General features: G+C 43.4%; 22 protein-coding genes. 20 read left to right on the top strand and 2 right to left on the bottom strand.

The annotated features are described in order from the left end of the window. Window positions 1-64: 64 nt before the first annotated feature. From safA to yajC, 15 genes are all read left to right on the top strand, one after another. Window positions 65-1363: a SafA/ExsA family spore coat assembly protein gene (gene safA, locus FNL97_RS04585; protein WP_143415133.1), complete on the top strand. Its 1299-nt coding sequence runs from the start codon at window positions 65-67 to the stop codon at window positions 1361-1363. A 299-nt stretch (window positions 1364-1662) separates the two neighbouring features. Continuing rightward, window positions 1663-2943, top strand: coding sequence for an IS110 family RNA-guided transposase (locus tag FNL97_RS04590; protein ID WP_143415134.1), 1281 nt, complete (start codon window positions 1663-1665; stop codon window positions 2941-2943). Window positions 2944-3341: 398 nt separating this feature from the next. After that, the gene (gene tnpA, locus FNL97_RS04600) at window positions 3342-3743 is read left to right on the top strand and encodes an IS200/IS605 family transposase (protein ID WP_143415135.1); all 402 of its coding nucleotides are present in this window, start codon (window positions 3342-3344) and stop codon (window positions 3741-3743) included. A 14-nt stretch (window positions 3744-3757) separates the two neighbouring features. Beyond that, entirely contained in the window at window positions 3758-5215 is a 1458-nt protein-coding gene (locus FNL97_RS04605) for a transposase (protein ID WP_143415136.1), read from the top strand. 163 nt (window positions 5216-5378) lie between these two features. Beyond that, entirely contained in the window at window positions 5379-6245 is an 867-nt protein-coding gene (locus tag FNL97_RS04610; RefSeq protein WP_286173482.1) for a phosphotransferase, read from the top strand. A 38-nt stretch (window positions 6246-6283) separates the two neighbouring features. Further along, a complete protein-coding gene (gene nadE, locus FNL97_RS04615; RefSeq protein ID WP_062677157.1) occupies window positions 6284-7024 on the top strand; it encodes an NAD(+) synthase in 741 nt (246 codons plus the stop codon). A gap of 111 nt (window positions 7025-7135) precedes the next feature. Further along, complete coding sequence (locus tag FNL97_RS04620) at window positions 7136-7864, top strand: YhcN/YlaJ family sporulation lipoprotein (RefSeq protein WP_062677158.1); 729 nt, start codon at window positions 7136-7138, stop codon at window positions 7862-7864. A gap of 190 nt (window positions 7865-8054) precedes the next feature. Then, window positions 8055-8795, top strand: coding sequence for a YebC/PmpR family DNA-binding transcriptional regulator (locus tag FNL97_RS04625; protein ID WP_015864632.1), 741 nt, complete (start codon window positions 8055-8057; stop codon window positions 8793-8795). 175 nt (window positions 8796-8970) lie between these two features. After that, a complete protein-coding gene (locus tag FNL97_RS04630) occupies window positions 8971-9456 on the top strand; it encodes an intercompartmental signaling factor BofC (protein ID WP_143415137.1) in 486 nt (161 codons plus the stop codon). A gap of 124 nt (window positions 9457-9580) precedes the next feature. Beyond that, a complete protein-coding gene (gene ruvA, locus FNL97_RS04635) occupies window positions 9581-10186 on the top strand; it encodes a Holliday junction branch migration protein RuvA (protein ID WP_015864630.1) in 606 nt (201 codons plus the stop codon). Window positions 10187-10199: 13 nt separating this feature from the next. Further along, on the top strand, window positions 10200-11201 hold the full coding sequence (gene ruvB, locus FNL97_RS04640; RefSeq protein ID WP_143415138.1) for a Holliday junction branch migration DNA helicase RuvB: 1002 nt from the start codon (window positions 10200-10202) through the stop codon (window positions 11199-11201). After that, on the top strand, window positions 11198-11404 hold the full coding sequence (locus FNL97_RS04645; protein WP_062753030.1) for a DUF2905 domain-containing protein: 207 nt from the start codon (window positions 11198-11200) through the stop codon (window positions 11402-11404). Before ruvB ends, FNL97_RS04645 begins: the two co-directional genes overlap by 4 nt. 23 nt (window positions 11405-11427) lie before the next feature. Then, complete coding sequence (gene queA / locus FNL97_RS04650) at window positions 11428-12456, top strand: tRNA preQ1(34) S-adenosylmethionine ribosyltransferase-isomerase QueA (RefSeq protein ID WP_143415139.1); 1029 nt, start codon at window positions 11428-11430, stop codon at window positions 12454-12456. Between the two features lie 17 nt (window positions 12457-12473). After that, the gene (tgt, locus tag FNL97_RS04655; protein ID WP_143415140.1) at window positions 12474-13616 is read left to right on the top strand and encodes a tRNA guanosine(34) transglycosylase Tgt; all 1143 of its coding nucleotides are present in this window, start codon (window positions 12474-12476) and stop codon (window positions 13614-13616) included. A 30-nt stretch (window positions 13617-13646) separates the two neighbouring features. Next, window positions 13647-13922 carry a preprotein translocase subunit YajC gene (gene yajC, locus FNL97_RS04660; protein WP_143415141.1) on the top strand — a complete coding sequence of 92 codons (276 nt, stop codon included), beginning with the start codon at window positions 13647-13649 and terminating at the stop codon, window positions 13920-13922. 43 nt (window positions 13923-13965) lie between these two features. Here the strand turns inward: yajC and FNL97_RS04665 are convergent, their stop codons facing one another. After that, on the bottom strand, window positions 13966-14340 hold the full coding sequence (locus FNL97_RS04665; RefSeq protein WP_081188776.1) for a TIGR04086 family membrane protein: 375 nt from the start codon (window positions 14338-14340) through the stop codon (window positions 13966-13968). A 168-nt stretch (window positions 14341-14508) separates the two neighbouring features. Here FNL97_RS04665 and FNL97_RS04670 point away from each other — a divergent pair, with 168 nt between their 5' ends. Continuing rightward, window positions 14509-15945: a DDE-type integrase/transposase/recombinase gene (locus tag FNL97_RS04670; RefSeq protein ID WP_143415142.1), complete on the top strand. Its 1437-nt coding sequence runs from the start codon at window positions 14509-14511 to the stop codon at window positions 15943-15945. A gap of 319 nt (window positions 15946-16264) precedes the next feature. Here the strand turns inward: FNL97_RS04670 and spoVB are convergent, their stop codons facing one another. Beyond that, window positions 16265-17827 carry a stage V sporulation protein B gene (spoVB, locus tag FNL97_RS04675; RefSeq protein ID WP_097354784.1) on the bottom strand — a complete coding sequence of 521 codons (1563 nt, stop codon included), beginning with the start codon at window positions 17825-17827 and terminating at the stop codon, window positions 16265-16267. Window positions 17828-17930: 103 nt separating this feature from the next. Between spoVB and FNL97_RS04680 the strand changes: the two genes are divergently transcribed. The 4 genes from FNL97_RS04680 (at window position 17931) to FNL97_RS04695 (ending at window position 23719) form a co-directional block, all read left to right on the top strand. Beyond that, window positions 17931-18227, top strand: coding sequence for a post-transcriptional regulator (locus tag FNL97_RS04680; protein WP_015864622.1), 297 nt, complete (start codon window positions 17931-17933; stop codon window positions 18225-18227). A gap of 194 nt (window positions 18228-18421) precedes the next feature. Then, on the top strand, window positions 18422-20674 hold the full coding sequence (gene secDF, locus FNL97_RS04685) for a protein translocase subunit SecDF (protein ID WP_143415143.1): 2253 nt from the start codon (window positions 18422-18424) through the stop codon (window positions 20672-20674). 175 nt (window positions 20675-20849) lie between these two features. Continuing rightward, window positions 20850-23207, top strand: coding sequence for a single-stranded-DNA-specific exonuclease RecJ (recJ, locus tag FNL97_RS04690; protein ID WP_015864620.1), 2358 nt, complete (start codon window positions 20850-20852; stop codon window positions 23205-23207). Then, window positions 23207-23719 carry an adenine phosphoribosyltransferase gene (locus tag FNL97_RS04695; protein WP_015864619.1) on the top strand — a complete coding sequence of 171 codons (513 nt, stop codon included), beginning with the start codon at window positions 23207-23209 and terminating at the stop codon, window positions 23717-23719. The genes recJ and FNL97_RS04695 overlap by 1 nt, the downstream gene beginning before the upstream one ends. Window positions 23720-23817: the final 98 nt, after the last annotated feature.

Consider the following 23817-nt stretch of genomic DNA (forward strand, 5'->3'; position numbering starts at 1 on the left):
GATGGTGACAACAAGCGGAAGCTGAGATACAACGTTAATAGTTTCGGGTTAGGAGGGGAACGGAGTGAAAATCCATATTGTCCAAAAGGGCGATACGCTTTGGAAAATCGCGCAAAAGTATGGGGTCGATTTTGAGCAACTAAAGAAAATGAACGGTCATTTGAGCAATCCAGATATGATTATGCCGGGAATGAAAATTAAAGTACCGACTGCGGGAGTTCCGGTAAAAAAAGAAGCGCCGAAAAAAGAAACAAAAATTAATCTGGCTCCGAAAAAAGAAGAAAATATAGAGCACCCGTATGCCCATACAAAGCCGTTTGCATCGGTGAACATTGAGGCGGAGTTTTCGGAGCCTATAAAAGAAGAAAAGGTAAACAAGGCTCCCGAGGCAGTGGTGAACGAAGCGCCAAAGGCACCGATCAAGGAAGCGCCAAAAGCGCCGATCGAGGAAGCGCCAAAGGCACCGATCAAGGAAACGCCAAAAGCACCGATCGAGGAAGCGCCAAAAGCGCCGGTGAACGAAGGGACGAAATCAGATAATGCCGCACTAGGTTCTAAGGAAAAGCAGTTCAACATTCCACCGTTATCGCATACGATTCCACCAGTAACGCCAAACGTAAATATTAACTTTTCTAATGCGATTTCTAATGTTCCGCCGATTCCGCCAAAACCAGAAAATATTTTACCAGGAATCATGAAACAAGAATTAGAAAGCCCTGCTGAGGCGGTAGAAGAAAAAGAATTAGCAGCGGATGATGATACACCACCAGAACTTCCAAAAGCTCCATACGTTCCGATGATGCAGCAGCCATATGCGATGGGAGGAGCGCCTGTTGCACCAATGCCACCACAGCCGTGTGGCCCGGTAACTCCTATTTTACCAGGTGCGGGATATTATTTTCCGCCTATGCCAACCATGCCAGTTAACTATCCAACATATCTACAACCATCAACATATGGGGATGCGGAAAGTGGTTCTCATCCATTTCCTGGTATTGAAGAAAGCAGCGGTGAATCAGGTGAAGTGCCACTAATGCCAGGGCATACATCACCAACAGTAAATCCGGCATCGGCAAATATGCCACCATTTCCTTCATATTCACCTGCTTCTTCTTATCCGATTATGCCATGTGCACCGATTTTACCAGTAATGCAAGGATATGGATGGCATCCAGCGTTTTATCCATACATGCCGCCGGCGTCGTACGGCTACTATCCGCCAGCTGCACCTGCTCCTTATCCATATCCGGCGGCAGGGACGGCATATCCATTCACACAAGCACCAACCACTTCAGCGTTTCCTCGTACGGAAGAACAATTATTTACAGAACCGCATGACGAGGAGAGTAATGATTATTGGTGAACAATAAGCAAAAAAGAGACGATGTAGCAGGTCGTCTCTTTTTTCTTCTGCAAAACGAATACGGCTTACGAAAACTGCATTATGAAAGCCCATGACTTTAGTCATTGGGATGAAATAATGTGATATTAAAATTTTAAAAATATTTTCATTAGATACTTAATATCTAATAATTTGTATAATAGACATTAGATAGGAGCATTCCCGTTAGGAGCTTTTCCGGGGACTTGATCAAAAAAAGCCCTCTTGGTATGATGCAGGGGTGTCAACCACATCACTCACCATACCAAGGAGGACTTCAGATGAATTGTACACAAAACTATAAAATTGATCAAGTCACCGAACAAACGCTTGTCGTGGGTATTGATATCGCGAAACGAACCCACTACGCCTGCTTCGTGGATGACCGGGGGCGCGTGCTTCGCAAATCGTTCCCGATCTTCCAGTCGAAAGAGGGGTTTCAACAGCTGTATAAAGCGATTCAGGGGGCGATGCAAGCGTTCGGGAAGTCAGAGGTGATCGTCGCGGTGGAGCCGACCGGGCACTACTGGTTGAACCTGGCCTACTTCCTCGAGGAGCACGGGATCCCGTTGGTCATGGTCAACCCGGCGCATGTGTGCCGGTCGAAAGAACTCGATGACAACCTGCCGACGAAACACGACGCCAAAGACGCCCTGGTCATTGCCAGACTGGCAAAAGACGGACGATTCCTCGTTCCCCGGCTGCTGCACGAGATCGAAGCCGATTTGCGCGTGGGAAGCACGCTCAAAGAGAAGCTCCGCAAGGAACAGACGGCGGTGAAAAATGCGATCATCCGCTGGACCGACCGGTATTTTCCGGAGTTTTGGACGGTGTTTCGCGATCTGGGAAAAACGGCGCTTTCGGTGTTGGAGTGGACGCCGTTTCCGGCCGATATGGCGGGTCGGACCGCCGAGGAGCTCATCGAGGTGTACCGGCAAAGCGAAGGGCTGAAATGCCCGCAGAAGGCCAAAATTCAGGCGTTGATCAACGCCGCGAAGGACTCCATTGGGGTGACGGAAGGGACGACGATGGCCCGGTTTGAGATCGCCGCGCTCGTCCGCCGATACCGCCAATTGGAGGCGGAGATCGCCGCACTGGACGCCGAGTTGAAGGCATTGGTTCAAACGACGATGGAGTATCAATGGTTGAAAACGGTCGACGGGTTGGGAGACGCCACGATCATCGATCTGTTGGCGGAGATCGGCAGCTTCGCCCATTATCGGGACCCGCGCCAATTGGTGAAGTTGGCGGGCCTGACGCTCAAGGAGAACTCCTCCGGCCAGCGCAAAGGGCAAAAGCACATCTCCAAACGGGGACGGAAACGGCTGCGCTCGGTGCTGTTTCGGGCGATGATTCCGCTGATCCGGCACAACGAGGCGTTTCGCGAGCTGCATGAATATTACACGACCCGATCCGTCAACCCGCTGACCGGAAAGCAATCCATCGTCGCCTTGTGCCGGAAGCTGTTGAATGTGCTGTTTGCGATTTGTACGAAGAAACAAGCGTTTGACGCGGAGCGAATGAAGCAGGACGTCTTGTCCCAAGTGCAACGGGCGGCCTAAGGCCTCCCCCTGCGAACGGAAGAATCGTTGGACAACCAGATGACACCGGAGAAGCTGGCGTGATTTTATCCATTCGACCTTGAGTCCCCAAAGGAGCTTGGCCGGCCTCCGCCTGATGACGAGACCGAACGAGGGAATGTTGGCGCGAAGACGCCCGGAGACATGGGAGGGTTCGTCCTCATCAGCGACGCGGAGATCCAAAGGGTGCATCGAATACGCTTCTCCCCACGGAAGGAAAATATCCCCAGCCGTGGCCGCGAAGCGCACCCTAGGTCTGTAATATATCCACAAAACTGAAAAAAGATGTAAGGGATTTTGTCGAAAAATATTTTTTGGACACCCCTGAGGGGCCGAAAAGCCTTGATAAATCAACATTTCTAGAGGGAGGTAATTATCTAATGTCAAACGATAAATATACTCATAAGAAAGGAATTGTTTATTTAAATCAATATCATGTTATATTTTGTCCAAAATATAGACGTAAAGTATTAGTTGGAGATATTGAAAAAGATTTAAGAGAGATTTTGTATAAAGTAGCGAAAGAAAATGATGTTGAAATTAAAGCGTTAGAAATTATGCCAGATCATGTTCATATGTTTATTTCTTTTGATCCACGACAACATATCCATAAATTAATACAAGCATTCAAAGGGAGAAGTAGTCGAATATTAAGAGAAAAATACCCGTCATTAAAGAGTAGACTTCCTTCGCTTTGGACTAGAAGTTATTTTTGTTGTACAGTCGGTTATATTTCAGAAGAGGCAGTAATGAAATATATTGAAAATCAGAAAAATATTTAAGGAGGTGTGTTGCATTGGCTAAAACAAAATCTACAAGTTATGTATTAACATTAAAATTAAAAACTGAACCATGGCAAGAATATATTTTAGAAAAACGATTTGAAATAGGTAGACAGTTATATAATGCCTGTTTACATGAATTATTAAAACGTTATAAAAAATCGCAAAACGATAAAAATTACGGGGTACTTATAAAACAAGAAAAAACTAAAGAAAGAAATAAATTATTAAATATTTTACATAAAAAATATGGATTAAATGAATATGCTATGCATTCATTTGTTAAGCCAATGCAACAACACTTCAAGAAAAATATTGACTCATTTACAGCTCAAAAGATAGCAACAAGAGCATGGCAAGCAATAGAAAAATTAATATTTGATAATGCAGAAAAAGTAAGATTTAAAAAATATAATGAAATGGATTCATTAGAAGGTAAATCTAATAGTACAGGAATCCGTTTTAAAAATAGTAAATTACAATGGATTGGATTAAATATTCCAGTAATTATAAAGAAAAATGACATTTATGCTCATATGGCACTACAAGACAGAATAAAATATTGTCGTATTGTTCGTAAACTTATTAGAGGTAAGATTAAATACTATCTTCAATTGATTCTTGAAGGAGTACCACCAAAGAAAATTAATTCAAAAACAGGAGAAGTTAAGCATCCGCGAAATAAAGGTATTGTAGGAATTGATATTGGTACACAAACAATAGCTATATGCTCTGAAAAAGATGTTAAATTATTAGAACTTGCTCCAAGTGTTGATGATATTGAACGAGAAAAACGAATATTACAACGTAAGTTAGACCGTCAAAGACGCGCAAATAATCCGCATAAATATAATGAAAATAGAACAATTAAGAAAAATAATTTAAAATGGATTTGGAGCAAAAATTATATCAAAACGAAAAGTCAGTTAGCAGAATTACAAAGAAAATTAGCTGAAAAACGTAAACAAGATCATAATAAATTAGCTAATTGGATATTATCATTAGGAGATGATATTAAAGTGGAAACAATGAATTATAAAGCATTGCAAGCAAAAACAAAAGAAACTATTAAAGATAAAAATGGAAGATATAAAAGTAAAAAACGATTTGGTAAAAGTATAGCAAATAAAGCTCCGAGTATGTTTTTAACTATATTAGACAGAAAATTAAGTTATGAAAGTAAAAAGTTAAAATTTGTTGATACATTTTCTGTAAAAGCGAGCCAATATAATCATTTTACAGGCGTATATAATAAAAAGAAATTATCAGAACGTTGGAATGATTTTGGTGATTTTAAAATTCAACGAGATTTATATAGTGCATTTTTGATTATGAATGTAAAAGATAATTTAAAAGAGATTGATAGAGAAAGATGTTTTGTGGCATGGGAAAGATTTAAGCAGCTTCATGATAAAGAAATTGAACGATTAAGAAACAGCGGAAATAGATTATTAAGCAGTATGGGAATTTGAATAACAAAAAGCGTCTTGAACCGGGCGCACAGGGCGCTAAGCATCAGTAAGGTGTTTGCCCATGAAAGTCTTGTGGAACTAGAGTCAGTGTCCATGTGAAGGTATGGAAGAAGCTCTATAGTACACAAGAACCCCGTGGCTTTAGCCATCGGGAGGTTCAGGTGTGAAAAATATAAAAACAGTCAAACATAACGTATGGGTAGTTACAGCATACGAAGGATATTGGGTGATCAAACGGTATCGAACCTTTTTCGAAGCGATGAGACAAGCGCTATTTATGCAATCGTTAAGAAAGGAGGGGTTTGTTCATGTTCCTGCCATATATACCACTTTGGGACAAAATGGTGTATTTTTCTTTGAAGGCGCCTTTTGGGTGATGCAAACATATATTTCCGATGCAGAAAGATTATCATTCGCTCGTCAACAAGATATCGCCGATGGACTGGAATTGTTACAAACATATCATTCCATCGCCAGGCTGTTAATAAAAATTCCGTTGTTTCAAACGATTGTTCCGTACTACCATTTATATAGCATGTGGCAGCGCCGCTATTATGATTTTTATGCCCATCTATCATTAATCGAACGAATAATGGATAAAGAAGATATCGCTTGGACGATTCAGCATGCGGAATATTGTCTTGCCACATTCGCAAGCTATATGCCGTCGTTAGCAGCGGAGCCTGTTACGATTATTCATGGTGATGTTGCTTCCCATAATTTTTTACGGGCAAAAAAGGGAAAGGTATATTTAATCGACTATGATAATATTTCCATTGCTTCACCGGGCATTGATTATTTGCAGTACGCGAATCGTATTTTGCCCTATTTGCAATGGTCTTTTTCACAATTATATCGATTTCCTCTCTTTTCATTTTGGCTCACGAAACCGTGGTTTTTACACGCTCTTTTATTTCCGGCTGATATTATGCGTGAATGGCGCTTTGCGTTACAGCATAACAAGCAACTTTCTGTTGCCCGCAAAGAACGTAAACGGTTTGTCCGCGAAATTATCGATATGATAAAATGAATATACGGAATTTTTTCGTGAAAGGAAGCTGAAAAAAGATGAAGGAAAAAATTGAAAAACTTATTCAATGGCTGCGCGACCAAGTAGCGGATGCCGGATTAAATGGGGCAATTGTTGGAATTAGCGGCGGCATTGACTCAGCAGTTGTCGCCCACTTAATTAAACGTGCATTTCCGGACAACTCGCTCGGATTGATTATGCCATGTAAAAGCAATCCGAAAGATATGGAAGATGCATTAAAAGTGGTGGAAAGCTGCGGCATTAAACACTTGATCATTGATTTAACCGAAACGCATAACCTGTTATTTGGAGAAGTGGAAAAACAACTGAAAGAAAAAGGAGAATGGAATGAAGAAACAGCGCGTTTAGGTGATGCGAACACAAGAGCGCGCCTTCGCATGACAACATTATACGCGGTTGCCAATAATTACGGATATATGGTAGTCGGCACTGATAATGCAGCGGAATGGTATACAGGGTACTTTACCAAATATGGGGACGGCGGAGTCGATCTAGTGCCGCTCGTTCATTTTACGAAAGGAGAAGTGCGCGAGATGGCGCGCATTCTCGGCGTTCCGAACGAAATTATTACAAAAGCGCCAAGCGCAGGATTATGGGAAGGGCAAACAGATGAAAATGAAATGGGGACAACCTACGAGATGATTGATAAATATTTAAAAGGAGAAGAAGTTCCGGAAAAAGACCGGCAAATTATTGAGCGTTTGCACAAGCGTTCACAACATAAACGCCAGTTGGCGATTGCACCGCCAAAATTCTAATTCTACCGTTAACTGACAGCGATAAAACCCTCTTTCCTTCGCCAAGCTAATAATAAGGCCGGAATATGTTTTTTGGCCTGGTGCGAGCGAAGGAAAAAAGGGGGTTTTTCCATGAAAAACGCAATGAAAATCATCGGGGCTGTTTCTGTCTTGAGCGCGATGGCTGCATGCGCCAATTACGCGGACAACAATGATAGACGCTACAATGATGCGACGCGTCCGATCGGGTACTATTCCACGGAGCGTTTTGATGATGACTTCCGTTACGGACGCTATGGAACAAATGCGACTAACTATGATAACAACTATATATTAAGCCGTCGCGGACCAGCGGCCGATTTTTTCGATACAGACAATAACCGTGCACGTATTCCGGGAATTACCCGTTTTGATACGGATACGCCTGCGCTTCCGCTCGATGCTGATTTCAGTGATGCGGACCGCAACTACCATGGGCATTTAAATTCGATGGAAAGTAAAACAACTCCTTCTTACTATAGGAAGTATGACGGACGATTGGCGGAAACGATCTCCCGCCGCGCCGCTGCGGTAAGAGGAGTCAACGATGCCCGGACGCTTGTTTACCGTGATCATGTGCTTGTTGCGATTTCGACCAATTCCAAATACGCAGATCACGTGAAGCGTCTTGTCGCCCAAGCGGTTGCACCGCATACGAAAGGCAAACATGTGCGCATCGTTTCCAATCCTAGCATGTACAACCGCGTCCGTACGATCGACAACGACATCCGCCGCGGCCGGCCAATGGAAGAAATCGAACGTGATTTAAAAACGATTTTTATTGATGGAAAAATTAACGAACGTCCTGCAAATACACGTTAATGTGAAAAAGTGGGGACACCTAAAAAGGTGTTCCCACTTTTTTGTAAAACATAGCCGAGAAGGCTTCTTCTTCAACGAAGAAAATCGGCTGTGTAGGAGAAGAATCCGCCTATTTTTGTTATATGACATTTTCCTGTTTTTTTGGTATAGTAATATCGGAAATTTCGTTGCGATGAGAGGAGAAATTTCGATGGCTGGACATTCGAAGTGGAAGAACATTCAACGCCGTAAAAATGCGCAAGACGCAAAGCGCGGCAAATTGTTTATGAAATTGGCGAAAGAAATTTATGTAGCGGCTAAAACGGGCGGAGGTGATCCAGCATCCAATCCAGCCTTGCGCCTTGTTATTGAAAAAGCAAAGGCTGCGAACATGCCAAACGAAAATATTGAACGTGCAATAAAAAAGGCGACAGGAACACAAGAACATACGAACTACGAAGAAGTTCGCTATGAAGGATACGGACCTGGCGGCGTTGCCGTGATGGTCGTTTGCTTAACCGATAATAAAAACCGTACCGCTTCGAACGTGCGAGTAGCCTTTTCAAAAAATGGCGGCAATTTAGGGGAAACCGGCTGCGTTTCTTATTTGTTTGACCGAAAAGGACTTCTTGTCATTGCCCGCGAAGGACTTGACATCGATGAAGATGACATGCTTCTTCAAGCGATTGAAGCAGGAGCGGAAGAAATGGAAACAACCGAAGATTCGTTTGAAATTTATACAACACCGGAAGCATTTGAAGAAGTAAAAGAACAATTAGAGAAAAACGGCTTTACGTTTGCTAGCGCTGAAATTACAATGATTCCACAAACATATACGACGCTTGCTGGCGATGATCTAAAGAAAATGCTAAAACTGATCGATACCCTTGAAGATGACGACGACGTCCAAGAGGTGTACCACAATTTGGACGAATCGGTGTTGGAAGAGTAATAATTGAAATAATGCCCTATGCTGGCTGCATAGGGCATTATTTTTTGGCGTTTGTCACAATAATAACGGCGGAAAATATAGAAATGCGGAATCGGTGCAAAGGATAAAACTTCTCACATTGGTGAAAATAGAAATAAGCATATTGTTTATTTACCTAGAAAGAGAGGAAAAGGAGATGCGAATTCTTGCCACTTTCTTCATTATGATCGCTTCCTATGTATTGTTCATCCAGGCTGCTTTTGCTGCGCCATCTTCCGTAAAAATGACGATTATTTTAGAGCAGCAATATTTAGACGGAGAAGTGAGCCAAGAAACAAAAGAAGAAACCGTTGTTTCCATGAAAGATATATGGAAAAAATATAGAGACTGGCAGCTTGTGAATATGGATGATCAAACGATAGTATTTCGCAAAACAGTGAATGATATTTCCCCATTATTAAAGGCGAACGGTTATTTTGGAATCACCGAAGACGGAACATTATCTATTTTTGAAGGCAGCCCTGCTCATTCCACACGGGTTATTCAATCATTTTTCCAAATTGATGTAAAAAAACTCGAAAGCCGCCAGCATGAGCAACTGAAAAAAGGAATTCGCGTCGTCTCCAAGTCCCAATATAAAGATATTATCGAAACATATCGCCACTTTGCTTTAATACAATAGGAAAGACTTATCGCTAGGGTAAGTCTTTTTTGTTTTCTAAATAGGAATATACATTCGCTTTTTGTTATAATGTAATGGTATGGTACAATTGAAAGACAGGAAAGAAAAGGAGAGGAGTGCAGCGTTGATTGAATTTGTCCGCGGATACGTTGATTATGTTTGCCCTGAATATATTGTGATCGACAACAACGGCATTGGGTATCAAATCTTTACCCCCAATCCGTTTTCATTTCAAGAAAGCCGTGATACAATCGTAACGGTTTATACATACCAATACGTGCGTGAAGATACGCTTGCTTTGTACGGATTTCGCACCCGTGAAGAACGAACGTTGTTTGCGAAACTATTACAAGTTTCAGGAATTGGCCCAAAAGGCGGGCTAGCGATTTTAGCAGCGGGGCAGCCGGAGCAGCTTGTCGAAGCGATCGAACAAGAAAACGAAACGTTTTTATGCAAGTTTCCGGGGGTCGGGAAAAAAACAGCGCGACAAATGATTCTCGATTTAAAAGGAAAGCTCACAGCGGTTACTGCTAAAACATTTCCGGATTTATTCCATTTGCAAGAGGAATCCGCACGGCCGCATTTATCGGCTCTTGAGGAGGCGATCGAGGCGTTAAAAGCGCTCGGCTACGCTGAACGGGAAATTCAAAAGGTAGTACCGTCGTTAATGAAAGAAAACTTATCGACAGATCAATATGTGAAACGTGCGCTTCAGCAATTGTTAAAATAGGGAGGGGAGAAAAGTGGAAGAACGCCTTGTTTCCGGTGATGTCCACCGCGAAGACGTTTCGCTCGAATACAGTCTCCGCCCGAAGTTTTTGCATGAATATATTGGACAAGATAAAGTGAAAGATAATTTAAAAGTATTTATTGAAGCGGCGAAAATGCGTGAAGAAACGCTTGATCATGTGTTGTTGTACGGACCTCCCGGGTTAGGAAAGACAACGTTGGCAGCGATTATTGCGAATGAAATGGGAGTTCATCTTCGCACGACTTCCGGGCCGGCGATTGAGCGCCCAGGAGACTTAGCGGCAATTTTAACTTCTTTGGAGCCGGGCGATGTGTTGTTCATTGATGAAATTCATCGTCTGCACCGTTCTGTCGAAGAAGTGCTGTATCCGGCAATGGAAGATTATTGTTTAGATATCGTCATTGGAAAAGGACAAACTGCTCGCTCGATCCGTATTGATTTACCTCCGTTTACGCTTGTTGGTGCTACGACAAGAGCAGGTGCTTTATCAGCTCCGCTTCGTGACCGTTTTGGAGTGATTAGCCGATTAGAGTATTATACAACTGAACATCTTACGCAAATTGTGATGCGGACGGCAGAGATTTTGCATGTAGATATTACGGCGGAAGCTGCGGTGGAAATCGCGCGGCGCTCGCGTGGCACGCCGCGCATTGCGAATCGTCTTTTGAGACGCGTTCGCGATTTTGCTCAAGTGCGGGGAGACGGAACGATCACATTTTTGTTAGCGAAAGAGGCGCTAGAGCTATTGCAAGTCGATCGACTAGGACTTGATCATATCGATCATAAATTAATGAAAGCGATTATGGAAAAGTTTGCTGGTGGGCCGGTTGGCATTGATACGATTGCCGCAACGATCGGCGAAGAGGTGCAGACCATTGAAGATGTATATGAACCATATTTATTGCAAATTGGCTTTTTACAGCGCACCCCGCGCGGCCGTATCGTTACCCCTATTGCTTACGAATATTTTGGAATGGAGGTTCCAAAACAATGAATAGCCTGCCTAAGCTTATCATGACGATTGGAGTTGTTCTCATTATTGTCGGTTTTCTCATGCAGTTTATTAAACTAGGCCGGCTTCCGGGAGATATTATTATTCGGAAAGGGAATACAACTTTTTATTTTCCGGTTGTTACGTCTATTTTGCTAAGCATCGTGTTGTCGCTTATTTTTTATGTGCTTGGACGATTTCGTTAAACAATAAGGAAAGGTGAGAAAAATTGAAAATAGATTTGTTTGACTTTGACTTACCAGAAGAGTTAATTGCACAAACACCGCTGCCAAACCGCGATGCATCGCGGTTAATGGTGCTCGATAAAAAAACCGGCGAAATTCGCCATGAAACCTTTCGAAACATTTTATCGTATTTGCATGAAGGAGATTGTCTTGTTTTGAACGATACACGTGTGATGCCGGCGCGGCTTTATGGGGAAAAAGAAGATACCGGTGCCAATATTGAGGTGCTGTTGCTAAAACAACTGGAAGGAGATCGCTGGGAAACGTTAGTAAAGCCAGCAAAACGAGTGAAAATTGGGACAAACATTACTTTTGGCGATGGACGGCTGAAAGCGACATGTGTCGATACACTTGAGCACGGGGGGCGTATCTTGGAATTTTCTTATCAAGGCATCTTTTATGAAGTGCTTGAACAGCTTGGGGAAATGCCGCTTCCACCGTATATTAAAGAAAAATTGGATGACCCGGAGCGTTATCAGACTGTATATGCCCGTGAAGTGGGTTCAGCGGCGGCGCCGACAGCCGGCCTTCACTTTACGGAACAGCTTCTTGACGATATACGCGCCAAAGGAGTGCATATCGCATTTATTACTCTCCATGTTGGACTTGGTACATTCCGTCCAGTCAACGTCGAAAACATTGAAGAACATGATATGCATGCCGAATTTTATCAGATGACAGAAGAAACGGCGCGATTGCTGAACGAGGTGAGACAGCAAGGAGGACGCATTATTGCTGTCGGTACAACGTCCACGCGCACTTTGGAGACAATTGCGTCAAGAAATAACGGCGCATTTGTGGCGGAAAGCGGTTGGACGGATATTTTCATTTATCCAGGCTATGAATTTAAGGCAATCGATGGATTAGTGACGAACTTTCATTTGCCGAAATCAACGCTTATTATGCTTGTCAGCGCGCTTGCCGGCCGCGAAAATATTTTGCGGGCATACAATGCGGCGGTGAAAGAGCGCTATCGATTCTTTAGTTTTGGCGATGCAATGTTGATTATTTAAGAAAGGGGATCGTTGGATTGGCATCACCGATTCGTTTTGAGCTCATTAAAACATGTAAACAAACAGGTGCGCGGCTTGGGATTCTTCATACGCCGCACGGTTCGTTTGAAACGCCGATGTTTATGCCGGTTGGGACATTAGCAACTGTGAAAACATTATCGCCGGAAGAATTAAAAGAAATGGGTGCCGGCATTATTTTGAGCAATACGTATCATCTATGGCTGCGGCCGGGACATGAAATCGTAAAAGAAGCCGGCGGCCTTCATTCATTTATGAATTGGGACCGCGGCATTTTAACCGATTCCGGCGGTTTTCAAGTGTTTAGTTTAAGTGAATTTCGGAGAATTGAGGAAGAAGGCGTATACTTCCGAAATCATTTAAACGGAGATAAGCTATTTTTATCTCCGGAAAAGGCGATCGAAATACAAAATGCGCTTGGTTCAGACATTATGATGGCGTTCGATGAATGTCCCCCATATCCGGCAACATATGAATATATGAAACAGTCCGTGGAACGAACAAGCCGTTGGGCGGAGCGCTGTTTAAAAGCGCATAAGCGCCCGAATGAGCAAGGATTGTTCGGGATTGTGCAGGGCGGGGAATTCGAAGATCTTCGCAGACAAAGCGCGCAAGACTTAGTGTCGTTAGATTTTCCGGGATATGCTGTCGGCGGCTTATCTGTTGGTGAGCCGAAAGAAGTAATGAATCGTGTGCTCGAGTTTACGACCCCGCTTTTGCCGGCGAATAAACCGCGTTACTTGATGGGAGTCGGTTCGCCGGATTCGCTTATCGACGGGGCGATTCGCGGCATTGACATGTTTGACTGTGTGCTTCCAACACGTATTGGCCGCAATGGAACAGTAATGACGAGCCAGGGGCGTGTCGTCATTAAAAATGCACAGTACGCCCGCGATTTTTCGCCGCTTGATCCTAATTGTGACTGCTATACGTGCCGCAATTATACACGCGCATATATTCGCCATCTCATCAAATGTGATGAAACATTTGGAATTCGTTTAACTTCTTACCATAATGTCTATTTTTTGATAAAATTAATGGAGCAAGTGAGACAAGCGATTCGCGAAGACCGCCTTGGAGATTTTCGCAAGGAATTTTTTGAGCAATATGGCTTTAATAAACCAAATGCGAAAAACTTTTAAATAATATCACTTAGAAAGGGGGGGAAATAAATGTCAGCAGCGATTGTTAATTTGCTTCCAATTATTTTGTTTTTTGTCATTGTTTATTTCTTGCTGCTTCGGCCGCAGCAAAAACGGCAGCGTGCGATTCAGCAAATGCAGGCTAATTTAAAAAAAGGGGATAAAATCATCACCATTGGCGGACTGCATGGGATCATCGATTCGGTCGATGAAGATAAAATTGTCATTCGTGCAGGCGATGGCACGCGTCTTACATATGACCGCTCGGCGGTGCGCGAAGTGGTGACGGAAAAAGAGAATAAGTAAACGATGACGGCTACCTTTCCCAAGTAAAGGTAGCCGTCATCGTTTAATTGCGTGATGCGGCTAGGTTTACACCGACAATGCCGCCAAGCGCCGCTGCGACAAAAAAGATGAGATGATATAACCATTGTTCAATAGTGAATGCTTTTTCCAATCCCAAAAATTGAAATACTAATACGATGAATGTAAATAATAAACTTGTTCCCCCGCCAATGAGCCAGCCTCTTTCTTTTCCTTTTCCACCAGCTACAACCCCGCCAATGAACATGGAAAGAAGCGACCCGGCAAAAATAATCCATGTTAACGAAGGTTCTTGTACGTCTGTCCATTTCAGTATGAGAGATAAAAAGAAGCTAATGAGAGCCGCCAATAAGAAAATAGTTACAACCCCATAAACAATAGCTGTTCCCCATTTTGTCATCTCATTCCCCCCTGTCGCCCGATGGTATTGTCAAAAGTTTATCCTCCACACTCACTGTTTTTCATTGAGTTTCAACGGTTAGAATAAAAAAAGCTTGCCACCCCCGTTGTTTTAGGCCATCATTGAGGTAACCCCACACCCAACACCCAAAACAAAGGAGTGACAAGCTTGTTACCTCAATTATTAGCCTATTTGCTCGAAATAATCAAGTCCCAACATCAAATCATTGTCTATTTAATTGGTGCCTTATTAGGAAAATCCTTAAGCCGCAAAGACATGGACGAACCGGTTCGAAAACCGTACCGAAAACTTCAAGTCGATGACCTTCCCATCATCGATGTCCCAGAAACACTTGACTACCGGCAGCTTTTAGCCGACTACGAAGCCCGGCACGGCCGTCCGTTGCCGCCGATCCAACGCCGGGACAACGCTAAACACCGTGTTCCGGATTCGTTGACGTGTCCCCGTTGCCAGGCGCCGTCATCCTACCTGTACGCCAACAACGGCGGAAAAGGGCAGTACCAATGCAAAGTGTGCCAATGCCGGTTCAACCATCGAAATCGGTTCAAAAAGCAAGCGGTCTTTCGTTGCCCGCACTGCTTCCAAACGCTTGAGAAAATCAAAGAACGCAAGGACTACTACATCTACAAGTGCAAGAACAACGACTGCCCGTTTTACCAAAAGAACCTTCGCCGGATGAGCCAAAAGGAACGCCAACAATTCCAGCAGAACCCTCAAGCCTTCAAGGTGCGGTATCTGTTCCGTGAGTTTTTGTTTGACTTTCAACCATTGGCCCCATCGTCGCCGAAAAAGCCAAAGGTCGATTTGTCCCGTCTGGCGGTGTCGTCGCACACCCTCGGACTCGTGTTGACGTACTACGTTAACTATGGGATGTCCTCCAGACAGACAGCCGGAATCATGAAGGATGTGCATGGCGTGTCGATCTCCCATCAGACGGTGCTCAACTATGCCAATAGCGTCGCGCTCATGATTCAGCCATTTGTCGACCAGTTCCCGTACGAGCTGTCCGGCTCGTTCTGTGGGGACGAGACGTATATTCGCGTGAAAGGACGCTGGCATTACCTGTTTTTTATGTTTGATGCCGTGAAAAAAGTGGTGTTGTCGTATCGCGTCTCGCCCCACCGGGATGCGTTGTCGGCCATCCGGGCCATCGATGACGTCCTGCGAAAGCTGCCGTCCATCCCGGACGATTTGTCGTTCGTCGTCGACGGCAATCCCATTTACCTGCTGGCGCAGCACTTTTTTGCCCAGCACGGGATTCCGTTTGACGTCCGCCAAGTGATCGGACTGACCAATGAGGATCCGGTGTCCGAAGAGTTCCGCGCGCTCAAACAAATCATCGAGCGATTCAACCGGACGTTTAAAGGCAACTATCGGCCGACTCACGGATTTGGCGCGGAAGAAGGCTCGGTCTCCTTTGTCACGCTGTTTGTGGCGTATTTCAACTTCCTGCGCCCGCACGGTGCACTCGAAGGCCGGGTTCCTGTCGTCATCCCGGAGCTCGCCGACCTGCCCCATATGCCGGCCCGGTGGACGAAGCTGATCGCCATGGCTCAAGATTTCCTCCAACAAGAGGCAGCCTAACTTTTTTGTCCGCCGGAGCCCATGGATCAGAAGAACAGCCGGATTCGGCGAAGCGAACCCTTGACCAACCGAACCTCGTCAAAGGTAAAATTCGGTAAGGGCAAGGGCGGCTTTCCTATGCCCTCTTTTTTGTCCCCGTCGCCCTTGACGTCCCTTTCACACCTTTGGCGGGTGTTGGTCAAGGGCGAATCCGGCTCCAAGGATGCCTTACGATGCTCCATGGGATGGCGGATGTGGAGTTTTCATAAAACTTTTGACGCTACCCGCCCGATAAATAAGTTTCACCAAAATATATTCCTATTCGGACATGTTTAGAAGTTTATTTGCGATTTTTTTTCGCAAAAAAAGCACCAATTGCCGGAATATGTGCAAGCTCTTCTCGTTTGACCAATTGAAAAATAATCAGCAGAAGCAAGTAAACGATGGCGGTAACGGTAATAGAAGCCAACGTTCGTATAGGCAGTGGCAGCATGATGAAAGAATAGTGGAATGATACGTACCCAGCAACACCTGCTATAGTGATGGATAAACAAGCCTTGACATATTCGAGTGGATAAATAGAATAAGATACTACTTTTATAATCGTTGCAAAATGAAGCAATGTGACTAACACAGTGTTGATCGCAACGGCCAATGCTGCTCCCATAATTCCTAAGCTCGGTTGGGTTGCTAAGGCGAAAATACAGACAATTTTTACGGCTGCGCCAATTAAGCTATTTGTCATCGCTGCTTTCGCTAAATCAAGAGCCTGCAATACTGCCTGCAGCGGACCTTGAAAGTAATAAAATAGAAAAAATGGTGCCATCACTTTGACAAAAATAGTCGCTTCACTTGTACCGTACATCAGTTGCATGAGCGGTTCTGCAAATACATATAAGACGACGACAGAGAGCCCGCCTGTGACGAGAGAAAGACGCATTGCTTGCTGAATGCGATGTTCAACCAATAATGTTTGTTTTTGTGCCATTGCTTCACTGATTGCTGGAACAAGAGAGGTGGATAGTGAATACGTAATAAAAGACGGCAGCATTAATAATGGAAGAGCATAGCCAGTCAGCTGACCATATTGTTTTGTAGCTAGCGTTGTTGCGACTCCGGCCATTGCCAAGCTGTTTGCAACGACAATCGGCTCCAAAAACCAAGAAAGAGAGCCAATTAAACGGCTTCCTGTCGTTGGCAAAGCGATGCGCATTAAACTTGCAAACGTTTCTTTTCCTGCCTTGACATATTGAATAAACTTTGTTCGCAGCTTAATGGATTTTTTTAATTTAAACATGTAAAGCAAATATAATAATGACATGAATTCACCAATAACAGATGAAAACATCGCACCTGCAGCAGCATATTCAATGCCATACGGCAATAATGCTTTTGTACAATAGGCAATCAAACTAATGCGAACGATTTGTTCTAAAAGCTGTGAATATGCGTACGGCTTCATTTGCTGTTTTCCTTGGAAATAACCGCGTAACACGGAAGAAACCGCTATGATTGGGACGACAGGAGCAATAGCGATTAACGGATAATAAGTGCGTGGGTCAGTAAATAATGTTCGTGATAAAAATGGTGCAAGCAATATCATAGTAGGGAAGAAGATAACGCTAAGTATACTTGTAATCGTTAAAGAGACAACAAGAATTTTTTTCACTTTTTGTCGATCGCCAACCGCTTCGGCTTCTGCAACTAGTTTCGAAATGGCGACAGGGAGCCCCATTTGCGTGATCGTAATGGCTAACACAAGCGTTGGCATCGCCATCATGTACAATCCAACGCCTTCCTCGCCAATAACGCGGGCGACGACAATGCGGTTGACAAATCCAAGAATCCTTGTAATCAAACCAGCAACGATTAAAATCATCGTTCCCTGTAGAAATTTAGACATCTCGTCTCCCTACCTTCTCAAATGTCATGATCTTTTATACAATTAACTATATGCAATACATATAAACAAGCATGACAAGTTTTCAGAGGGAGAAGGCGAGAGAATGGAAAAGGAAAAACAAAAAGAACTGCGAGAACAGCTGATGCCCGCATTACAATGCAAGTATGATGAATTTCGCCTGCTTGGTTATAAACAGGTGACGATGGATCAAATATGGGATTATCTAGTTCAAAAGAAATGGAAAAATTTTAAAGAAGAAAGAAAGTTATTTGAGCTTGTCAACGATATTTTATCGTTACAAATCGGCGAGTACATGTCATTTATTACGATGCAATCATATAAAGAACAGCACTCTTCTGGAAATGATGATTTAGAAGCAGTGTTAAACGAATTATTATAGTGATGTAGAAAATTGACAGTTTCCGTTAACTGTTTCATAATTGGATTATTGAGAAAAACCAAGCGCTCGCAAGCATTGTTTTTCGGTGTAAGAGAAGTTTTCTTTTTTTCAAAATTAATCTAGTAAGTAATTCTAGCTGAGTGGCAATCACGAAAAGTAAGTGGTAAGACGAGTTGAAGGAGGACTTTTTTATTATGGTAAAACGCAGTCGCATTGTCGCGTTTTTCCTGTTGCTTTTGCTTTTTGCAGGAGTGATGGGGCCGACGATTCAAGGAATTTTACATAACATTAAATTAGGTCTTGATTTGCAAGGCGGCTTTGAAGTGCTGTATGAAGTAAAGCCAGCGAAAAAAGGCGATAAAATTGACAAAGAAACATTAAAAAGCACGGTGAGCGCGCTAAACAAACGGATTAACGTGCTCGGTGTGAGCGAGCCAAACATTCAAATAGAAGGAAAAAATCGGATTCGCGTGCAGCTTGCGGGGATAAAAGATCAAAATCAAGCGCGCGAGATTTTATCAACGCAGGCAAAATTAACGTTCCGCGACGTGCATGATAACGTGTTAATGGATGGAAGCGATCTTGTTCAAGGCGGAGCAAAGCTGTCCTTTGACGAAAACGGGAAACCGAGTGTTGCCATTAAATTAAAAGATGCGGATAAATTTAAACAAGTGACAGAAAAAGTATATAAAATGGGACCGCCAAATAACTTATTGGTCATTTGGCTGGACTTTAAAGAAGGAGAAGATTCCTACGCGAAAGAAGCGGGAAAAGCAGATCCAAAATTTATTTCCGCGGCAGCGGTAAACCAAGTATTTGCCCAAACAGATGTCTCCATCGTAGGCAATTTCACCGTTAAGGAGGCACAGCAATTAGCTGACCTGCTTAATGCTGGCGCGCTTCCAGTCGAGTTAAAAGAAATTTACTCGACATCGGTCGGGGCGCAGTTTGGCCAAAATGCCCTGCAAAAAACAATTTTTGCCGGCATTGTAGGGGTTGCAGCGATTTTCCTCTTTATGATTTTGTTTTATCGTTTGCCAGGGGTTATCGCTGTCATTACATTAACTGTTTATATTTACCTTATTTTGCTTATCTTTGATTGGATGAACGGCGTATTGACATTGCCGGGAATTGCTGCCCTTGTTTTAGGTGTCGGGATGGCGGTTGATGCCAATATTATTACGTATGAGCGGATTAAAGAGGAAATTAAGCTAGGCAAGTCGGTTATGTCGGCATTCCGTTCTGGGAATAGAGGATCGTTGGCGACAATTGTGGATGCGAACATTACGACGATGATTGCCGGTATTGTTCTCTTTATTTACGGGACAAGCTCAGTAAAAGGGTTCGCAACGATGCTGATCATCAGCATTTTAGCAAGCTTCATCACCGCGGTGTACGGCACGCGCCTGTTGCTTGGCCTGCTTGTCCATAGCCGCTGGCTGAACAATAAGCCAGGCTATTTCGGTGTAAAAAAATCGGAAATCTTAAATATCGCCGAAACAACGGATCATACGGAAGTACCGACAAAATTTGATCGTTTGGACTTCGTAAAACATAGTAAAAAGTTTTTCATTTTTTCTGGTTTGCTAACGGTGATCGGGATTATTGCCTTATTAACGCTGAAGCTTAATCTTGGCATCGATTTTACGAGCGGCACGCGCATAGAAGTAATGAGTGATAAACCAATTAATGTTCAGCAGTTAAAAGAAGAGTTTCAAAAGCTTGACTTAAAACCGGAGGACATCGTATTATCAGGCGAGCATAATAATATCGGTGTTGCTCGTTTGATCGGCGTGTTAAGCAAAAAAGAAATTGCGGAACTAAAAGCACACTTTAAACAGCAATATGGTTCAGAGCCGAACGTCAGCACGGTATCTCCGGTTATTGGAAAAGAATTGGCGCGTAACGCATTGATCGCTGTGCTCATTTCGTCCATTGGGATTATTATTTATGTGACGATTCGTTTTGAAATATATATGGCGCTTGCCGCGATCGTGGCGCTTCTTCACGATGCGTTTGTCATCGTCACCTTTTTCAGCTTGACTCGTTTAGAAGTTGACTTAACGTTTATTGCTGCGGTGTTAACGATTATCGGTTATTCGATTAACGATACGATCGTTACTTTTGACCGCATCCGTTATTTACTGAAAAAACGCAAAGTGAAAACGGTGGATGATTTAAAACATATCGTCAACAGAGCATTGCAACAAACGCTTACTCGTTCCATTAACACGGTGTTAACGGTCATCTTTACCGTTGTTGCTCTCTTGATCTTCGGCAGTGAAGCGATTCTCAACTTTAATATCGCCCTTTTCGTTGGTTTAATATGCGGGGTTTACTCTTCTTTATTCATCGCCGCGCAATTATGGATTGTTTGGAAAGGCAACCAATTGAAAAAAGGAAAGACGAAAAAACGTTCAGAAAAAGAATTGGAACCACAAGTATAACGAAAAGCGGAAGGCAAAAAATGCCCCATGTTTTTATGGGGCATTTTTGTTTTATGTCTTATATTATCGATTGGACGAATAAATGGTTAGCCCGCGTATCATTCAAAAAAAACAATAACTTCATTGCTCACCCTTTTTTCCTTTTTGTATAATAGGAAGAGTTGAGGTGGGATACATGTTAATAGCAAAAACACGTTGGGATGTGAAACGTCCTGACGAAAATATCGTAACGCATTTAGTAGAACAGTCGCATATGGATCCGTTGATTGCGAAGCTTCTTGTTCATCGTGGAGTTCGTACGGTAGAAGAGGCGAACGCGTTTTTATATCCGCTGAAACAACCGTTTCATGATCCGTTTTTGCTAGATGGGATGGAACGGGCAATTGAGCGGATTCAACGGGCGATACAACATGGAGAGCATATTTTGGTATATGGTGATTATGATGCTGACGGCGTAAGCAGCACGACGGTAATGGTTAGTGCTCTGAAGGAAGCTGGCGCCATTGTGGATTTTTACATTCCCAATCGATTTACCGAAGGATACGGTCCGAATGAGAATGCATTTCGTTGGGCAAAGGAGCAAGGATTTTCTCTGATTATCACGGTCGATAACGGCATTGCTGCAGTGAAGGAAGTGGCGCTTGCCAATGAGCTTGGTATGGATGTCATTATTACAGATCATCATGAAGTGGGACCGGCGTTGCCGGAAGCATATGAAATTATTCATCCGAAAAAGCCCGGCAGTACATACCCGTTTCGTGAATTAGCAGGCGTCGGAGTAGCATTTAAAGTTGCCCACGCATTGCTTGGGGATGTGCCGCGTCATTTTTTAGATGTCGTAGCAATTGGAACGATCGCTGATCTCGTTTCCCTTACCGGAGAAAATCGTCTGTTGGTTGCACAAGGGCTTGAACAGTTGCGAAATACGAAACGTATTGGATTGCGTGCATTGTGTAAACAATGTGGAATAGAAGCAAAAGAAATTAACGAACAGACGGTTGGGTTCGTTATTGCGCCGCGGATGAATGCAGTTGGCCGGTTGGGAGAAGCAACCCCTGCTGTCAGATTGTTAATGACGGAGAAAGAAGAGGAAGCACAAAGACTTGCGAAAGAAATGGATGATTTAAATCGGGAGCGGCAGCAGCTTGTCGCGAAAATAGCGGAGGAAGCGGCACAAATAGTAAATGAACAATTTCCGCCATCCGAAAATAAAGTGCTTGTGATCGCAAAAGAAGGATGGAATCCAGGGGTCATTGGCATTGTTGCTTCCCGATTGGTTGAACAATTTTACCGTCCGACGATTGTTTTGAGCATTGATTCCGAGAAAGGAATTGCAAAAGGTTCGGCGCGAAGCATTCATGGGTTTGATATGTTTTCAAGCTTATCGACATGTCGCGATATTTTGCCACATTTTGGCGGGCATCCAATGGCGGCGGGAATGACATTATCGGTTGATCATATTGATGAATTGCGTCAGCGTCTCAACGCACTTGCCGATGATATGTTGACAGCCGATGATTTTACCCCAATTACACCGATTGATGCAGTTTGTTCCGTATCTGATTTAACGCTTTCGGTAGCCGAACAGCTTGAAAAGTTTGCTCCGTTTGGTGTAGATAACGCAAAGCCTCTTTTTTTAATGGAAAATGTATCAGTGGAAACGATCCGACGCATCGGGGCTGACCAGTCGCATTTAAAGGCTGTTTTCGCCCAAAATGGCGCTGCGATTGATAGCGTCGGGTTCGGCTTTGGTTATTTGTGCGATGAAATCGCTCCAGATGCGAAAGTGTCCGTGGTTGGCGAGTTAATGGTGAATGAGTGGAACAATCTTCGCAAACCGCAGCTAATGATTTGCGATGTTGCGGTGCATGAATGTCAATTGTATGATATTCGCGGTATGCGCGATGTACGGCCACTGATTGCGTCTCTTCCGAAAGATAAGCGGATGTTGATTATGTTTCGGGAAGGTACGGCAGATGCATTAGGACTTGAAGCATATAAAGAAGAGATTTACTACACGGCCTCAGTGGAAGAAGCGTCGCGGCTTTGTTTAGATAACCGGTACGTTGTGCTGTTAGATATGCCAACGTCTTTGGAAATCATAAAAATGTTGTTACGTTCTAGTTTACCTGCGCGCATTTATGCGTTATTCTATCAAAGGGAGACTCATTTTTTTCGCACGTTGCCAACGCGTGATCATTTTAAATGGTTTTATGCGTTTTTGAGAAAAAAAGGTGTGTTTAACTTGGCTAAGTATGGTGGCGAGTTAGCACGTGCGCGTGGATGGACAGAAGAAACTGTCCGGTTTATGGCAAAAGTATTTCTCGAGCTGGAATTTATTACGCAACAGGATGGAGTTGTATCGCTTGTTCCTCAACCGGCTAAACGCGATTTAAGCGAATCGCCGACTTATCGCTTTAAACAAGCTCAGTTTGAGCTTGAAAATCTATTTTTGTATTCAACATATGAACAATTAAAGCGTTGTCTTTTCGAAATGAAAGGTTCGCAAACATACGAGGAGGCAAATGTGTAATGGACTTGAAACAATATGTTACAATTGTTCCAGATTTCCCTAAACCTGGGATTATGTTTAAAGATATTACCACATTGATGGATAAAGGCGAAGTATATAAATATGCGACAGATCAAATTGTGGAGTACGCGCGCGAAAAGAAAATTGATATTGTTGTTGGACCTGAAGCGCGAGGATTTATTATTGGCTGCCCTGTTGCGTATGCGCTTGGTGTAGGATTTGCTCCGGTGCGCAAGGAAGGAAAGCTTCCGCGCGAAGTAGTTCGTGTGGAATACGGATTAGAATATGGAAAAGATGTATTGACGATGCATAAAGATGCGATTAAACCGGGACAACGCGTGTTAATTACAGATGATTTATTGGCGACAGGCGGAACGATTCGCGCTACGATTCAACTTGTCGAACAGCTAGGCGGTGTGGTAGCTGGCATTGCCTTTTTAATAGAGCTTACCGAGCTTGAGGGACGCAAAAAATTAGAAGGTTATGATATTTTAGCACTTATGCAATTCTAACCATCGACATAGCTGTCATATTTCGTTACAATAAATAAAAAGGGCACTCTAGTGAGTGCTCTTTCTTATTAGTTTCTAATGGTGGTAATTGTTAACAT

This window comes from Geobacillus sp. E263 (assembly GCF_007197795.1).
Lineage (GTDB): Bacteria > Bacillota > Bacilli > Bacillales > Anoxybacillaceae > Parageobacillus_B > Parageobacillus_B toebii.

Coding starts and splice junctions, on each gene's coding strand:
- FNL97_RS04590 (WP_143415134.1), top strand. CDS start 1,663: ATGAATTGTACACAAAACTATAAAATTGATCAAGTCACCGAACAAACG.
- spoVB (WP_097354784.1), bottom strand. CDS start 17,827: ATGTCTAAATTTCTACAGGGAACGATGATTTTAATCGTTGCTGGTTTG.
- FNL97_RS04665 (WP_081188776.1), bottom strand. CDS start 14,340: ATGACAAAATGGGGAACAGCTATTGTTTATGGGGTTGTAACTATTTTC.
- FNL97_RS04680 (WP_015864622.1), top strand. CDS start 17,931: ATGGAAAAGGAAAAACAAAAAGAACTGCGAGAACAGCTGATGCCCGCA.
- FNL97_RS04630 (WP_143415137.1), top strand. CDS start 8,971: ATGCGAATTCTTGCCACTTTCTTCATTATGATCGCTTCCTATGTATTG.
- tnpA (WP_143415135.1), top strand. CDS start 3,342: ATGTCAAACGATAAATATACTCATAAGAAAGGAATTGTTTATTTAAAT.
- recJ (WP_015864620.1), top strand. CDS start 20,850: ATGTTAATAGCAAAAACACGTTGGGATGTGAAACGTCCTGACGAAAAT.
- FNL97_RS04695 (WP_015864619.1), top strand. CDS start 23,207: ATGGACTTGAAACAATATGTTACAATTGTTCCAGATTTCCCTAAACCT.
- FNL97_RS04625 (WP_015864632.1), top strand. CDS start 8,055: ATGGCTGGACATTCGAAGTGGAAGAACATTCAACGCCGTAAAAATGCG.
- FNL97_RS04645 (WP_062753030.1), top strand. CDS start 11,198: ATGAATAGCCTGCCTAAGCTTATCATGACGATTGGAGTTGTTCTCATT.
- nadE (WP_062677157.1), top strand. CDS start 6,284: ATGAAGGAAAAAATTGAAAAACTTATTCAATGGCTGCGCGACCAAGTA.
- secDF (WP_143415143.1), top strand. CDS start 18,422: ATGGTAAAACGCAGTCGCATTGTCGCGTTTTTCCTGTTGCTTTTGCTT.
- yajC (WP_143415141.1), top strand. CDS start 13,647: ATGTCAGCAGCGATTGTTAATTTGCTTCCAATTATTTTGTTTTTTGTC.
- FNL97_RS04620 (WP_062677158.1), top strand. CDS start 7,136: ATGAAAAACGCAATGAAAATCATCGGGGCTGTTTCTGTCTTGAGCGCG.